The sequence below is a fragment of the Pseudomonas sp. SYWMCR5 genome, assembly GCF_057197165.1.
In genome coordinates this window covers 144,534-159,269 of sequence record NZ_JBXUNH010000008.1, presented here as the reverse complement: position 1 = coordinate 159,269, position 14,736 = coordinate 144,534, and the positions used below count along the sequence as shown (strand labels likewise).

Below are 14,736 nucleotides of genomic sequence, written 5' to 3'. Positions count from 1 at the left end.
TGGCCTACGACTTTACGCTACAACCCGCGGGGCTTACGACCTTGAGTGTGTACAATCCGGGATCATAATGTCTACAACTATTTTTTCCCCGAAATCCGCTCCAACATGCTCGGATCGGTCAGTGGCAACAGCCAGCGTCGCTGGCCAGGCTTGAGCCCGCCCTTGCGGGAACGATCCAGCACCCAGCCGCGCGCCTCGACCTGATGCCCCTTGAGATTATCGAAGAAACTGTCGGGGAAGGCGCGTTGCAGACGAGCGGGGACCTGCAGCACCACAGCCTCGTCAAGCTCCAGCCAGACGCCGCCTCGATTGCGATCGATCGCGCTGACCCTGCCGCCGATCACGGCGAATCCGGATTGCCTCAGGCGCCCTGCAGCGATGACCGGCGACTGCCGCCAGAGCCCGAGGCCACCCGCGCGCGCGACCTGCTCGGCCTGTTGTTGGCAACCGACCAGACGGACGTTGGGTGCCACCGCAACGCGATAGGCCAAGCCTTCACTGAGCAACTGCGCTTCAAGATTGTCGCCATTACGGCCATAGATGTGCGCCAAGGTGCGCCCGTACTTGTCCCTGGGCTCCACACCCGGCACCAGCCCCACCTGGCCATCACTGGCCTGCACCAATGCCTCCAGCCGCCGCCTGGCCGCCTCGGCATAGGGTTCGCTGGTGCGCCCCTTGCGCCCGATCTCCGGTGCATTGATGCCAATCAGCCGTACGCTGCGGCCATCCCCCAGACGCACGGTATCGCCATCGACGACCTGACGCACCGTCACCGACTGCACCGCCTCGGGTACCGGGCAGAAGGCCTGCGCGGAAACATGCCAGATTGCGCCCACAAAAAAGGCGCCCACGAGGGGCGCCTTCTTTTGCAGCAATGCGAAACCCGAAGGGCTCGCCGTGCGCATGATTACTTCTTGGTACCGAACATACCGAAGCGATCGGCGAACTTCTGTACGCGACCACCGGTGTCCAGGACCTTCTGCTTACCGGTGTAGAACGGGTGGCAGAGGTTGCAAACGTCGATCGCCAGGGTGTCGCCCAGGGTCGAACGGGTTTCGAATTTGTTGCCGCAGCTGCAGGTGACAGCAACTGCTTCGTAGTTCGGATGAATATCGGCTTTCATGGTCACTTCCTCGAGCTGCGTGCCGCCACCCAACACCAATTGTTGAATACCGCACGTAATTAGGCGGCGAATAATACCAGACCTTCAGGCCAGCGCAAGTTGTCGCTTGCACCGACCGTCGTCTGCTAGGCTCGTGCGATTCCCGACCAGCTACGAAGACTTGCCGCGTGTCCGACGTCATCCTGCGCCTTGCCCTGCCCTCGCCCCTGCGTCGCCTGTTCGACTACCGGGCCCCGGCCGCCATGGCACGTCAGCAACTGACACCAGGCATGCGCATCCGCGTACCGTTCGGCCGGCGCGAGATGATCGGTGTACTGGTGGAGGTCTGCGAGCAGAGCGAAGTACCTGCCGACAAGCTCAAGCCGGCGAGCCAGTTGCTCGACCCGGTCTCGCCGCTGCCTCCGGCGCTGTTCAAGCTGTGCCTGTGGACCGCCCACTACTACCAGCACAGCCTGGGCGACACCCTGAGCTGGGCGCTGCCGGTGCTGCTGCGTCAGGGCGAGGCGGCTGAAGTTCGCCAGGAGCGCTTCTGGCATGCCACCCCCGGCGCGCGTCTGGACGACCCACGCATCGCCCGCGCGCCGCGCCAGAAAGAGGCCTTGCAGGCCCTCGCCCAGCACCCTCATGGCGTGGCCCACAGCGTGCTGGCCAAACTCGGCCTGAACAAGGATAGCCTCGACCTGCTGCTGGCCAAGGAACTGGTGCAGGTCGAGGTGCGTCGGCATCTGCCGGCACCACGCCATGACCGCTGGCTGGCCCAGCCGGAACTGCCGCTCAACGACGAGCAGAGCGCCGCCTTCCAGGCCGTACGTGCAGGCTTCGGCAGCTTCCATGCCTTCCTGCTGGCCGGTGTCACCGGCAGCGGCAAGACCGAGGTCTACCTGCAGCTGATTCGCGAAACCCTGGAAGCCGGAAAGCAGGCGCTGATCCTGATCCCCGAAATCAACCTCGGCCCGCAGACCCTGGCGCGCTTCGAGCAGCGCTTCAATGCCCGCATCGCCCTGCTGCACTCGGCGGTCAACGACCGCGAGCGCCTGGACGCCTGGCTGGCGGCCCGCGATGGCGAGGCCGACATCATCATCGGCACACGTTCGGCACTGTTCACGCCCATGAAGAACCCGGGCCTGATCATCATCGACGAAGAGCACGACGGCTCCTACAAACAACAGGAAGGGCTGCGCTATCACGCCCGCGACCTGGCCGTGGTTCGCGCACACCAGGAGAACATCCCGATCCTGCTGGGGTCGGCGACACCTTCGCTGGAAAGCCTGCACAACGCCCACAGCGGGCGCTACGGCCTGCTGCGCATGAACCAGCGGGCCGGCGGCGCCCGCCCGCCACGCTTCATGCGCCTGGACGTGCGCAGCCTGCCGCTGGACAGCGGCATCAGTGGCCCGCTGCAGCAGGCCATCGGCCAGACCCTGGCAGCCGGCCAGCAAGTGCTGGTGTTCCTCAACCGCCGCGGCTTCGCCCCGACCCTGCTGTGCCACGACTGTGGCTGGCTGTCGGAATGCCCGCGCTGCGATGCACGCATGACCGTGCATCAGCGCTCCGGCGTACTGCGCTGCCACCACTGTGGTTATGACGAACGCCTGCCCCTGCAATGCCCGCAATGCGCCCACGTCGACCTGCGCCCAGTCGGTGCCGGCACCGAGCGCGCCGAAGAGCGCCTGAAAACCCTGTTCCCCGATTACCCCGTCCTGCGCGTGGACCGCGACAGCACGTCGCGCAAGGACGCCATGCATCATTTGTTCACCACCATCCAGCGCGGCCAGCCGAGCATTCTGGTCGGCACACAGATGCTCGCGAAGGGGCATCACTTTCCGCGGGTAACCCTCGTGGCCATCCTCGATGCCGATGGCGGACTGTTCTCGGGTGATTTCCGCGCCAGCGAGCGCATGGCGCAACTGATCGTTCAGGTCGCCGGCCGTGCCGGGCGGGCCGAGGAGCCTGGCAAGGTGATCGTGCAGACCCACCTGGCCGAGCATCCACTGCTGGTGCAACTGACCGAGCAGGGCTATTTCGCCTTCGCCGAGCAGGCCCTGAGCGAGCGTCGCGCCGCTGGCCTGCCGCCCTTCTCGCACCTGGCCCTGCTGCGCGCCGAAGCGCACAAGCCCGGGCAGGCGGAAGCCTTTCTCGACGAGGCCTGCGCCGCCGCAGAGGCCGTGCTGGCCGAGCAGGGCTTGACCGGCATCGAGTTGCTTGGCCCGGTACCAGCCCCCATGGAGCGCCGCGCCGGGCGCTTCCGCGCGCAGCTGTTGATCCAGGCCAATGCCCGGGCGCCGCTGCATCGACTGATCAGTAGCTGGTTGCTAGTGTTGGAACAGATGCCGTCGGGGCGGCAGGTGCGCTGGTCGCTGGATGTGGACCCGGTCGATCTCTACTGAAGCCATGAAAGCCAGCGCAATCCTGCGCGAGCCGTAAAGGTTGGCAATCAAGCCCCGGCCACGGATAATGTTCAGTTTTTCCACCTGCGCATCGAAGCGCTGCACCGCGCTTGCGGTCGAAAAGAGAACCCGATGAAAGACACCATTCGCCAGCTGATCCAGCAAGCCCTCACCCAACTCGTCAACGAAGGTGTGTTGCCTGAAGGCCTGACGCCAGCGATCCAGGTGGAAAACGCCCGCGACAAGACCCACGGCGACTTCGCCAGCAACATCGCCATGATGCTGGCCAAACCGGCTGGCATGAAGCCGCGCGACCTGGCCGACAAGCTGATCGCCGCCCTGCCTGCCAGCGCCGACATCAGCAAGGTCGAGATCGCCGGCCCCGGCTTCCTCAACTTCTTCCAGAACACCGACGCCCTGGCCAACCGCCTGAACGCGGCACTTGCAGACGCCCACCTGGGCGTGCGCAAGGCCGGCGCAGCGGAAAAAGTGGTCATCGACATGTCGGCGCCAAACCTGGCCAAGGAGATGCACGTCGGCCACCTGCGCTCGACCATCATCGGCGACAGCGTTGCGCGTGTACTGGAGTTCCTCGGCGACGAAGTGATCCGCCAGAACCACGTGGGCGACTGGGGCACTCAGTTCGGCATGCTGCTGGCCTACCTGGAAGAAAATCCCATCACCAGCGACGAGCTGTCGGACCTGGAAAACTTCTACCGCGCGGCGAAGAAGCGCTTCGACGAATCCGAAGACTTTGCCAACCGCGCCCGTGGGCTGGTGGTCAAGCTGCAGGCCGGCGACCCCGAGTGCATGGCGCTGTGGACGCGCTTCAAGGATATCTCGCTGTCGCACTGCCAGAAGACCTACGAACTGCTCAACGTCAAGCTGACCATGGCCGACGTGATGGGTGAAAGCGCCTATAACGCCGACCTCGCCAACGTGGTGGCCGACCTCAAGGCCAAGGGCCTGCTGGTCGAAAGCCAGGGCGCGCAGTGTGTATTCCTTGAAGAGTTCAAGAACACCGAAGGCGAACCCCTGCCGGTGATCGTGCAGAAGGCCGACGGCGGCTATCTCTACGCCACCACCGACCTGGCCGCGGTGCGCTACCGCAGCAATGTGCTCAAGGCCGATCGCGCCCTGTATTTCGTCGACCAACGCCAGGCGCTGCACTTCAACCAGGTGTTCGAAGTGGCTCGCCGCGCAGGCTTCGTCGGGCACCCGATGAAAATGGAGCACATGGGCTTCGGCACCATGAACGGCGCCGATGGTCGCCCGTTCAAGACCCGCGACGGCGGCACCGTGAAGCTGATCGACCTGCTGAGCGAAGCCAAGGAACGCGCCTACGCGCTGGTCAAGGAAAAGAACCCGAGCCTGGCGGAAGACGAATTGCGTCATATCGGTGAAGTGGTCGGGATCGGCGCGGTGAAGTACGCCGACCTCTCCAAGCACCGGACCAGCGACTACAGCTTCAACTTCGAACTGATGCTCAACTTCGAAGGCAACACCGCGCCGTACCTGCTCTACGCCTACACCCGCGTGGCCGGTGTGTTCCGCAAGCTGGGCAAGGGCTTCGACGAAGTCGAGGGCGACATCGTGCTGCAGGCTGCTCACGAGCAGGACCTGGCCGCTCGCCTGGCGCAGTTCGGCGAAACGCTGAACAACGTCGCCGAAAAAGGCACGCCACACGTGCTGTGCAGCTATCTCTACGACCTGGCCGGCCTGTTCTCCAGCTTCTACGAGAACTGCCCGATCCTCGCCGCCGAAACCGCCGAACAGCAGCAGAGCCGCCTGCGCCTCGCCGCGCTGACCGGCCGCACCCTCAAGCAGGGCCTGGAACTGCTCGGCCTGGAAACCCTGGAGCGCATGTAAGTTGGCTGCCAAGAAAAAACCCGCGCCCAAGCGCGGCGCCAGCCGTCACCAGCCACCCGCCAAACAGCCGATCCCGGGCTGGGTGTGGCTGGCGGTCGGCCTGACCGTAGGCGCATTCATCGTCTTCCTGATGAAGCTCGAGCCCGGCGGCGACGACATCAAGCGTGCCAAGCCTGAACAGCAGAAGCCCGCCAAGGTCGCCGAGGCGACCAAAGGCACCGCGCCGACCACGCCGCAGCCGATCAAGCCCAAGTACGACTTCTACACGCTGCTGCCGGAGTCGGAAGTGATCGTGCCGCCCGAGGCGGTACCGGAAAAAACGCCGCCCGTGCCTGCCCAGCCGGCACAGCCCGCCACGCCGGTCACGCCAGCGGAAGCGGCAAAGATCGACACCGCCCGCGCCCAGGCGGCACTGCTGGGCCAGACACCACCACCCGCACCACCGGTGATCAAACCCGCGGCCACGACACAGTTCTTCCTCCAGGCCGGCTCATTCCGCAAGGAGGCTGACGCCGACAAGGTGCGCGCGCAGATCATCCTGCTCGGCCAGGTGGTCAAGGTGGAATCGGGAACCGTGAAGGACGAGACCTGGTACCGCGTGCTGGTCGGCCCGTTCAGCAACCGCGAGCAGTTGACCGTGGCGCAGAAGCAGCTGGCCGGGGCAGGCTTCAACAACCTGCTGTTGCAGCAGCGACAGACCCGCCAATAACGAAAAAGGCCTTGCCGCACTGCGACAAGGCCTTTTTTCCAACGGCGTCAGCGCCGCCCGCTGTTGACCTCGGACACCTGGGTGTTGAGGGTCCAGAAGTCATACAGCACGCCAATCAGGAACAGACCGCCGGTAAACAGGTAGATCAGTGCACTGATCCACTTGCCCTGGTAGAGCCGGTGAATGCCGAAGATACCCAGGAACGTCAGCAGCAGCCACGCCACGCTGTAGTTCACCTGCCCTGGCTGGAACCGCAGGTCAGCCTCGCGGTCCATGGACGGGATCAGGAACAGGTCGATCAGCCAGCCGATACCCAGCAAGCCCAAAGTGAAGAACCAGATGGTCCCGGTGATCGGCTTGCCGTAGTAGAAACGGTGCGAGCCGGTGAAGCCGAAGATCCACAACAGGTACCCGATGACCTTGCTGTGCGTGTCATGAAGCGGCGCACCCTGTTGATACGTATTCATTCAAAACCCTCGTGGGATAGCCGAAAATTTTCTAACGAAAAATGTGACTTTTTCGTTTTGCCCCGACGTATGGTACCCAGCCACACGACCAACGGATCAGGATTTGATCAAAAAGCTGTTATAAAGTTGCGCGCCGACACCTATAAACATCCATAAAGAGCTTCAACTATGCCGCCTTTCTTCAAGACATGGCTGACCCTCTGCCTATTGTTACCCCTGGCCGCCCACGCCACCAACCGTGAGCAACGACTTCCCAACGGATTCACCGGCTACACCACCAACGCCGATGCTTCCGTGAAACGCGCTCCAGCCAAGCAGGTCAGCCTGCGCGCGCGCCCGGCCAATGCCGCCAAGAACCACGCGCTCCAGGTCGCGGCGATGTCGCCCAAGCAGAGCAGCGAAGTACTCAGCCGCGCGGTCAATGTGCTCGGCACCCCCTACCGTTGGGGCGGCAGCACGCCCGGCAAGGGCTTCGACTGCAGCGGCCTGGTCAAGTATGCGTTCAACGATGTCGCCGATGTCGACCTGCCGCGCACGTCCAATGCCATGGCCCAAGGGCATGGCGTCAAGGTGGCGCGGGACGACCTCAAGCCGGGCGACCTGATCTTCTTCAACATCAAGAGCCGTCGGGTCAATCACGTTGCCATCTACCTGGGCAACGACCGCTTCATCCACGCGCCGCGTACTGGCAAGCGGGTGAGCATCGACAGCCTCGAGAAGCCTTACTGGCAGAAGCATTACGTGGTTGCCAAGCGGGTGCTGCCCAAGGAGCAACAGGCGCTGCGCCTGGCCAAGCGCTGATCTGGATACTCAGGGGCTCACTGGACTCTTCGCGGGCAAGCCCGATCCCACGAAGAGCGGTGAGGTATCTGTAGGGCTTGCCTCACCCTGCCCCCTGAATCACCCCTCGCGCCACCAGCGCCTGCATCGCCCCTTCCATCGTCACCATCCCCTGCGCCGCACCGGTCTGCATCACCGACTGCAACTGCGCCACGCGCCCCTCGCGAATCAGGTTGCGCACCGCAGGCGTCGCCACCAATACCTCCCGCGCCGCCACGCGACCGCCGCCCACCCGCCGCACCAGCACCTGCGCCACCACCAGACGCAACGACTCGGCCAGCATGGCGCGCACCAGTGGCTTCTCTTCGGCGGCGAACACATCCACCAGACGATCGACACTGCTCGCGGCTGTTCGCGTATGCACCGTGGCCAGCACCAAATGCCCGGTCTGCGCCGCTCGCAGCGCCAGACGGATGGTTTCCAGGTCACGCAATTCACCGATCATGATCACATCCGGATCCTGGCGCAGGGCACTGCGCAATCCCTGGGCAAAGTCACGGCTATGGCGACCGATCTCACGCTGATTGATCAGGCAACGCTCGGCGCGGTGTACGAATTCCACCGGATCCTCCAATGTGAGGATATGGTTTGAGCGCTCACGATCAAGCTGCGCGATCAACGCAGCCAGGGTACTGGACTTGCCACTGCCGGTCGGACCACCTACCAGCACCAGGCCATCACGGCTCTCGGCAATGGCTCGAAACACTTCCGTGAGGTCGAGTTCTTCGACCGTCGGCACCTGTGCAGGTATCAGCCGCAAGCTCGCGGCCAGCCCCCGATACTGTCTGTACAGGTTCAGACGAAAACGCCCAAGCCCAGGCAAATCAAGGGCCAGGTCGATTTCGTCACCTGCCAGCCATTGGTGCAGATGAGGCGCATCGAGCCAAGCCGCCATGCCTTGCTCGATCATTTCACTTTGCAGCACGGGCAACGCCAGGCGCTGCAATTCGCCGTCCAGACGCCACAGCGGCGCCTCGCCCGCAGCCAGGTGCAGGTCCGAAGCCCCCGCCGCCACGGCCCGGGCCAGCAGGTCGGTCACATCCATGAGACTCCCCAAAGGCCATCAAGCAGGTAGAATGCCGCACACCACTGAGCTGCCGGCATCGATCCATGTCCACCCTAGCAGACAACCTTCGCGCTATCAGCGAACGCATCGACAACGCGGCCCGAGCCGCCGGACGCGACACCGCCAGCGTGCACCTGCTGGCCGTGAGCAAGACCAAGCCCGCCAGCGCCATTCGCGAAATCCACGCCGCTGGCGTACGCGACGTCGGCGAGAACTACCTGCAGGAAGCCCTGGCCAAGCAGGATGAATTGCGCGACCTGCCCTTGATCTGGCACTTCATCGGCCCCATCCAGTCGAACAAGACCAAGGCCATTGCCGAACACTTCGACTGGGTACACAGCGTGGATCGCCTGAAAATCGCCCAACGCCTGAGCGAGCAGCGCCCCAGCGGCCTGCCGGCGCTGAACGTCTGCCTGCAGGTGAACGTCAGCGGCGAAGACAGCAAATCCGGCTGCACCCCGGTCGACCTGCCGGCACTGGCCCAGGCCGTGGCCAAGCTGCCCAACCTGCGCCTGCGCGGGCTGATGGCGATTCCCGAGCCCAGCGACGACCGCGCCACCCAGGAGGCCGCCTTCGCCTGCCTGCGCCAGTTGCAGGAAAGCCTCGGCCTTGGCCTGGACACGCTGTCCATGGGCATGAGCCACGACCTGGAGGCGGCCATCGCCCAGGGTGCGACCTGGGTCCGTATCGGCACCGCCCTGTTCGGCGCCCGCGACTACGGGCAGCCCTGATTCCATGCTTTACTCACTCTCTCCTTCAAGGACCTGACATGAGCAAGACTCGTATTGCCTTCATCGGCGCCGGCAACATGGCCGCCAGCCTGATCGGCGGCCTGCGCGCCCAGGGCCTGGACGCCGCGCAGATCCGCGCCAGCGACCCGGGTGCCGAGACCCGCGCCCGGATCAATGCCGAGCACGGCATCGAAACCTTCGAAAACAACGCCCAGGCCATCGATGGCGCGGATGTGATCGTGCTGGCGGTCAAGCCACAGGTCATGAAGGCCGTGTGCGAAACCCTGAAGCCAAGCCTCAAGGCCGGCCAACTGGTGGTGTCCATCGCCGCCGGCATCACCTGCCAGAGCCTGCAGAGCTGGCTGGGCGAGATCCCGGTGGTGCGCTGCATGCCCAACACGCCATCGCTGCTGCGCCAGGGCGCCAGCGGCTTGTACGCCACTGCACAGGTCTCCGGCGAACAACGCCAGCAGGCAGAGCAACTGCTGACTGCGGTCGGCACCGCCCTGTGGCTGGAACAGGAACAGCAACTGGACGCCGTGACCGCGGTCTCCGGCAGCGGCCCCGCGTATTTCTTCCTGCTGATCGAGGCCATGACCGCTGCGGGCGAAAAGCTCGGCCTGCCGCGTGAAACCGCCTCGCAACTGACCCTGCAGACCGCCCTGGGCGCCGCGCACATGGCGGTTTCCAGCGATGTCGATGCCGCCGAACTGCGCCGTCGCGTCACCTCTCCAGCCGGGACCACCGAAGCGGCGATCAAGTCGTTCCAGGCCAACGATTTCGAAGCCATCGTCGAGCAGGCGCTGCGGGCTGCGGCCACGCGCTCCGCCGAGCTGGCCGAACAATTGGGCAAATAAGGAGCTGTCGATGAATGCATTGTCCGGCGCCGCGATCTTCGTGGTGCAAACCCTGGTCAGCCTGTACCTGGTGATCGTCCTGCTGCGCTTCGTGCTGCAACTGGTCAAGGCCGACTTCTACAACCCGCTGAGCCAGTTCGCCGTGCGCGCCACCCAGCCGCTGCTCAAGCCGATCCGCCGGGTCATTCCCAGCATCGCTGGCCTGGATACCTCTTCGCTGCTGCTGGCGATCGTGATCCAGGCACTGCTGATGGCCTTCGTGCTGATGGTCACCTACGGCACCTTCGGCGACATCCTGCACCTGCTGATGTGGGCGATTCTCGGCATCACCTCGCTGTTCCTGAAGATTTTCTGGGTCGCGATGATCGTCATGGTGATCGTCTCCTGGGTCGCGCCGAACAGCCACAATCCCGCCGCCGAACTGGCCTACCAGATCAGCGAGCCGGTGCTGGCGCCGTTCCGTCGCCTGGTGCCCAACCTCGGCGGCATGGATATTTCGCCGATCTTCGCCTTCATCGCCATCCAGGTGATCCAGTCGTTCCTGATGCCACAACTGGCTGCCTATGCCGGCATGCCGCAAGAGCTGTGGCGGATGATCTGACCCACCGCGCCATCCAGCGGCAGCCTTTGCTTGCCGCTGGGGGTAGCGCTCTTTAGACTTACGCCTCCGTCAAGCGTGAGCAGGGTCGATGTCCACTGTCTTTCCCGAAGATTCCGTCGGTCTGGTAACCCCCCAGATCGCCCGGTTCGATGAACCGCTGGCCCTGGCCTGTGGCCGCGCCCTGGCCTCGTACGAACTCATCTACGAAACCTATGGCCAGCTCAACGCCAGCGCCAGCAATGCCGTGCTGATCTGTCACGCACTGTCCGGTCACCACCACGCCGCCGGCTACCATGCCGACACCGACCGCAAGCCGGGCTGGTGGGACAGCTGCATCGGCCCGGGCAAGCCGATCGATACCAATCGTTTCTTCGTGGTCAGCCTGAACAACCTGGGCGGCTGCAATGGCAGCACCGGCCCGAGCAGCATCAACCCGGCCACCGGCAAGCCCTATGGCGCGGACTTCCCGGTGCTGACCGTGGAAGACTGGGTACACAGCCAGGCCCGCCTGGCCGACCGCCTCGGCATCCAGACCTGGGCCGCCATCGTCGGCGGCAGCCTCGGCGGCATGCAAGCGCTGCAGTGGACCATCACCTACCCCGATCGCGTACGCCACTGCGTGGACATCGCCTCGGCACCCAAGCTGTCGGCACAGAACATCGCCTTCAACGAAGTGGCACGCCAGGCTATCCTCACCGACCCCGAATTCCACGGCGGCTCGTTCCAGGACCAGGGCGTGATCCCCAAGCGCGGGCTGATGCTGGCGCGCATGGTCGGGCACATCACCTACCTGTCCGACGATTCGATGGGCGAGAAATTCGGCCGCGAGCTCAAGAGCGACAAGCTCAACTACGACTTCCACAGCGTCGAGTTCCAGGTCGAGAGCTACCTGCGCTATCAGGGCGAGGAGTTTTCGGGGCGCTTCGACGCCAACACCTACCTGCTGATGACCAAGGCGCTGGACTACTTCGACCCGGCCGCCGCCCACGATGGCGACCTGGCCGCCACACTGGCGCATGTCACGGCGCACTACTGCATCATGTCGTTCACCACCGACTGGCGCTTCTCGCCAGCCCGCTCGCGCGAGATCGTCGATGCCCTGATGGCTGCGCGCAAGAACGTCTGCTACCTGGACATCGACTCGCCCTACGGCCACGACGCCTTCCTCATCCCGACCCCGCGCTACATGCAGGGTTTCGCGAACTACATGAACCGCATCACCCTCTGAGGACCGCATGAGAGCCGACCTGGAAATCATCCACGACTGGATCCCCGCCGGCAGCCGGGTACTCGACCTGGGCTGCGGTAACGGCGAACTGCTGGCCTCGCTGCGTGATCGCAAGAACGTCACCGGCTATGGCCTGGAAATCGACGCCGACAACATCGCCGAGTGCGTGAGCAAGGGCGTCAACGTCATCGAACAAGACCTGGACAAAGGCCTGGGCAACTTTGCCAGCAACAGCTTCGACGTAGTGGTCATGACCCAGGCCCTGCAGGCGGTGGAGTACCCCGACCGCATTCTCGACGAAATGCTGCGGGTCGGTCGCCAGTGCATCATCACCTTCCCCAACTTCGGCCACTGGCGCTGCCGCTGGTACCTGGCCACCAAGGGGCGCATGCCGGTGTCGGACTTCATGCCATACACCTGGTACAACACCCCGAACATCCACTTCTGCACCTTCGAAGACTTCGAGAACCTGTGCCGCGAGCGCAACGCCAAGGTGCTCGACCGCCTCGCTGTCGACCATCTGCACCGCAACGGGTGGGGCGGCCGGCTTTGGCCTAATCTTCTGGGAGAGATCGGCATCTATCGGGTCAGCAGTCCTGGGCTGCAAGAGCATCAGGTCGCGGTCTGATCCACCTATCGGAGGAATGGCACCATGCGTCGTCTCGCACTTTTGCTGATCAGCCTGTGCCTGGCATGGCCAGTGCTGGCTGCCGATGCCGCCCGTCCCGAGCGCAAGCAGGACTTCGGCGACGTCACGGTGCACTACAGCGCCTTCACCTCGAGCATGCTGCAGCCGGACATCGCCGCAGCCACCGGCCTTGTCCGCAGCAAGAACCAGGGCGTGCTCAACATCGCCGTGCTCAAGGCCGGCAAGCCTGGCACAGCGGTGGTCAGCGGCACGGTCAAGGATCTCACCGGCCGCAGCAGCCCGCTGTCGTTCAGGCAGATCACCGACCAGGGTGCGGTGTACTACATCGCCCAGTTCAAGATCGCACAGGCTGAAACCCTGACCTTCGACCTCAACATCGAAACCGGCGGCGTCAGCCACACACTCAGCTTCAACCAGGAAGTGTTCCCAGGCGAATGATGAATTTCCAGCAACTCGTATTGGCCAGCCACAATGCCGGCAAACTGAAAGAACTCCAGGCCATGCTTGGCGGTTCCGTGCAACTGCGCTCGATCGGCGAATTCAGCCAGGTCGAGCCGGAGGAGACCGGCTTGTCATTCGTCGAGAACGCCATCCTCAAGGCTCGCAACGCCGCGCGCCTCTCCGGCCTGCCGGCACTGGCCGACGACTCGGGCCTGGCGGTGGACTTCCTGGGCGGCGCACCGGGCATCTACTCGGCCCGCTACGCCGACGGCAAGGGTGATGCGGCGAACAACGCCAAGCTGCTCGACGCCCTGAAGGATGTGCCCGAGGGGCAGCGTGGCGCGCAGTTCGTCTGCGTGCTGGCCCTGGTACGCCATGCCGACGACCCTCTGCCGATCCTCTGCGAAGGCCTGTGGCACGGCAGCATCCTGTTCGAGGCCAGCGGCGAGCATGGCTTCGGCTATGACCCATTGTTCTGGGTGCCGGAGCGCAACTGCTCCAGCGCCGACCTCGCACCGCTCGAGAAGAACCAGCTCAGCCATCGCGCCCGCGCCATGGCCCTGCTGCGTCAGCGTCTGGGCCTGGCATGACCGAACAGCCGTCCCTGCAGCCGGCGGGTCTGATCCTTCCAGAACTCCCGCCGCTGTCGCTGTACATCCACATTCCCTGGTGTGTGCGCAAGTGCCCCTATTGCGACTTCAACTCGCACCAGGCCGGCCCGACGCTGCCCGAAGACGACTACATCGACGCGCTGCTCGCCGACCTGGAGCAGGAACTGCCTGCGGTGCAGGGCCGCCCGATCAGCACGATCTTCTTCGGCGGCGGCACGCCAAGCCTGTTCAGTGCCGCCTCGCTAGGTCGCCTGCTGCGCGGTATCGAGCAACGTATCCCGTTCGCCCCGGAGATCGAGATCACCCTCGAAGCCAACCCCGGCACCTTCGAGCAGAACAAGTTCAAGGCCTACCGCCAGACCGGCATCAACCGTCTGTCCATCGGTGTGCAGAGCTTCCAGCCGGCCAAGCTGGAAAAACTCGGGCGTATCCACAACGGCGATGAAGCCGTGCGCGCGGCAGACATGGCCCGCGCGGCAGGTTTCGACAACTTCAACCTGGACCTGATGCACGGCCTGCCGGACCAGTCGCTGGACGAAGCGCTGGGTGACCTGCGCCAGGCCATCGCACTCGCGCCTACGCACTTGTCGTGGTACCAGCTCACCCTGGAGCCGAACACCGTATTCTGGAACCAGCCGCCCGAACTGCCCGAGGACGACATCCTCTGGGACATCCAGGAAGCCGGCCAGACGCTGATGGCCGACCACGGCTATCGCCAGTACGAAGTTTCGGCCTACGCCCAGCCAGGACGCGCCGCACGGCACAATCTCAACTATTGGCGCTTTGGCGATTTCATCGGCATCGGCGCGGGGGCGCACGGCAAGCTGTCGTTCCCGGACGGGCGTATCCTGCGCACCTGGAAGACCCGCCTGCCCAAGGACTACCTCAACCCGGCGAAGCCCTTCAAAGCGGGCGAGAAGCTGCTGCCCGCCGATGAGCTACCGTTCGAATTCCTGATGAATGCCCTGCGCCTGACCGATGGCGTGGAGGCCGAGCTGTTCACCCGACGCACCGGCCTGCCGCTGGCACGGTTGGCAGAAGCTCGCCGTGGGGCCGAACAAAAGGGCCTTCTGCAGGTCGAACCCGATCGACTGGCGGCCACACCGCGGGGCCAGCTGTTCCTCAACGACCTGCTGCAGTACTTCTTGAATTAAGGA

The 14,736-nt window shown here is 64.4% G+C and carries 16 protein-coding genes; 12 read left to right on the top strand and 4 right to left on the bottom strand.

Annotated elements, in window-relative coordinates; genetic code table 11:
• Window positions 1–77 precede the first annotated feature (77 nt).
• Window positions 78–905 carry a thermonuclease family protein gene (locus tag AC2CGW_RS20300; protein WP_186665613.1) on the bottom strand — a complete coding sequence of 276 codons (828 nt, stop codon included), beginning with the start codon at window positions 903–905 and terminating at the stop codon, window positions 78–80.
• Window positions 906–907: 2 nt separating this feature from the next.
• The gene (gene rpmE / locus AC2CGW_RS20295; RefSeq protein WP_186665611.1) at window positions 908–1,123 is read right to left on the bottom strand and encodes a 50S ribosomal protein L31; all 216 of its coding nucleotides are present in this window, start codon (window positions 1,121–1,123) and stop codon (window positions 908–910) included.
• Window positions 1,124–1,290: 167 nt separating this feature from the next.
• Here rpmE and AC2CGW_RS20290 point away from each other — a divergent pair, with 167 nt between their 5' ends.
• The 3 genes from AC2CGW_RS20290 (at window position 1,291) to AC2CGW_RS20280 (ending at window position 6,088) form a co-directional block, all read left to right on the top strand.
• Window positions 1,291–3,510 carry a primosomal protein N' gene (locus AC2CGW_RS20290; protein WP_186665610.1) on the top strand — a complete coding sequence of 740 codons (2,220 nt, stop codon included), beginning with the start codon at window positions 1,291–1,293 and terminating at the stop codon, window positions 3,508–3,510.
• Between the two features lie 132 nt (window positions 3,511–3,642).
• The gene (argS, locus tag AC2CGW_RS20285; protein WP_186665609.1) at window positions 3,643–5,379 is read left to right on the top strand and encodes an arginine--tRNA ligase; all 1,737 of its coding nucleotides are present in this window, start codon (window positions 3,643–3,645) and stop codon (window positions 5,377–5,379) included.
• A 1-nt stretch (window position 5,380) separates the two neighbouring features.
• Complete coding sequence (locus AC2CGW_RS20280; protein ID WP_288376469.1) at window positions 5,381–6,088, top strand: SPOR domain-containing protein; 708 nt, start codon at window positions 5,381–5,383, stop codon at window positions 6,086–6,088.
• 47 nt (window positions 6,089–6,135) lie between these two features.
• Here AC2CGW_RS20280 and AC2CGW_RS20275 read toward each other — a convergent pair whose 3' ends face one another.
• Window positions 6,136–6,555, bottom strand: a complete 420-nt coding sequence (locus tag AC2CGW_RS20275) for an NINE protein (protein WP_288376468.1) — start codon at window positions 6,553–6,555, stop codon at window positions 6,136–6,138.
• Between the two features lie 168 nt (window positions 6,556–6,723).
• Between AC2CGW_RS20275 and AC2CGW_RS20270 the strand changes: the two genes are divergently transcribed.
• Window positions 6,724–7,356, top strand: coding sequence for a C40 family peptidase (locus AC2CGW_RS20270; protein WP_186665606.1), 633 nt, complete (start codon window positions 6,724–6,726; stop codon window positions 7,354–7,356).
• 82 nt (window positions 7,357–7,438) lie between these two features.
• Here AC2CGW_RS20270 and AC2CGW_RS20265 read toward each other — a convergent pair whose 3' ends face one another.
• Window positions 7,439–8,440: a type IV pilus twitching motility protein PilT gene (locus AC2CGW_RS20265; RefSeq protein ID WP_186665605.1), complete on the bottom strand. Its 1,002-nt coding sequence runs from the start codon at window positions 8,438–8,440 to the stop codon at window positions 7,439–7,441.
• Window positions 8,441–8,505: 65 nt separating this feature from the next.
• Here AC2CGW_RS20265 and AC2CGW_RS20260 point away from each other — a divergent pair, with 65 nt between their 5' ends.
• The 8 genes from AC2CGW_RS20260 to hemW all read left to right on the top strand — a co-directional run bounded on the left by AC2CGW_RS20260 (window position 8,506) and on the right by hemW (window position 14,733).
• Complete coding sequence (locus AC2CGW_RS20260) at window positions 8,506–9,192, top strand: YggS family pyridoxal phosphate-dependent enzyme (RefSeq protein WP_186665603.1); 687 nt, start codon at window positions 8,506–8,508, stop codon at window positions 9,190–9,192.
• Between the two features lie 38 nt (window positions 9,193–9,230).
• Window positions 9,231–10,049, top strand: coding sequence for a pyrroline-5-carboxylate reductase (proC, locus tag AC2CGW_RS20255; protein ID WP_288376466.1), 819 nt, complete (start codon window positions 9,231–9,233; stop codon window positions 10,047–10,049).
• 10 nt (window positions 10,050–10,059) lie between these two features.
• Window positions 10,060–10,650, top strand: coding sequence for a YggT family protein (locus AC2CGW_RS20250; protein ID WP_288376464.1), 591 nt, complete (start codon window positions 10,060–10,062; stop codon window positions 10,648–10,650).
• A gap of 88 nt (window positions 10,651–10,738) precedes the next feature.
• A complete protein-coding gene (metX, locus tag AC2CGW_RS20245) occupies window positions 10,739–11,878 on the top strand; it encodes a homoserine O-succinyltransferase MetX (RefSeq protein WP_186665597.1) in 1,140 nt (379 codons plus the stop codon).
• Between the two features lie 7 nt (window positions 11,879–11,885).
• Window positions 11,886–12,506, top strand: a complete 621-nt coding sequence (gene metW, locus AC2CGW_RS20240; RefSeq protein ID WP_186665596.1) for a methionine biosynthesis protein MetW — start codon at window positions 11,886–11,888, stop codon at window positions 12,504–12,506.
• A 24-nt stretch (window positions 12,507–12,530) separates the two neighbouring features.
• Window positions 12,531–12,965, top strand: coding sequence for a DUF4426 domain-containing protein (locus AC2CGW_RS20235; RefSeq protein ID WP_186665594.1), 435 nt, complete (start codon window positions 12,531–12,533; stop codon window positions 12,963–12,965).
• A complete protein-coding gene (gene rdgB / locus AC2CGW_RS20230) occupies window positions 12,962–13,558 on the top strand; it encodes an RdgB/HAM1 family non-canonical purine NTP pyrophosphatase (RefSeq protein WP_186665592.1) in 597 nt (198 codons plus the stop codon). Before AC2CGW_RS20235 ends, rdgB begins: the two co-directional genes overlap by 4 nt.
• On the top strand, window positions 13,555–14,733 hold the full coding sequence (gene hemW / locus AC2CGW_RS20225; RefSeq protein ID WP_186721486.1) for a radical SAM family heme chaperone HemW: 1,179 nt from the start codon (window positions 13,555–13,557) through the stop codon (window positions 14,731–14,733). The genes rdgB and hemW overlap by 4 nt, the downstream gene beginning before the upstream one ends.
• Window positions 14,734–14,736: the final 3 nt, after the last annotated feature.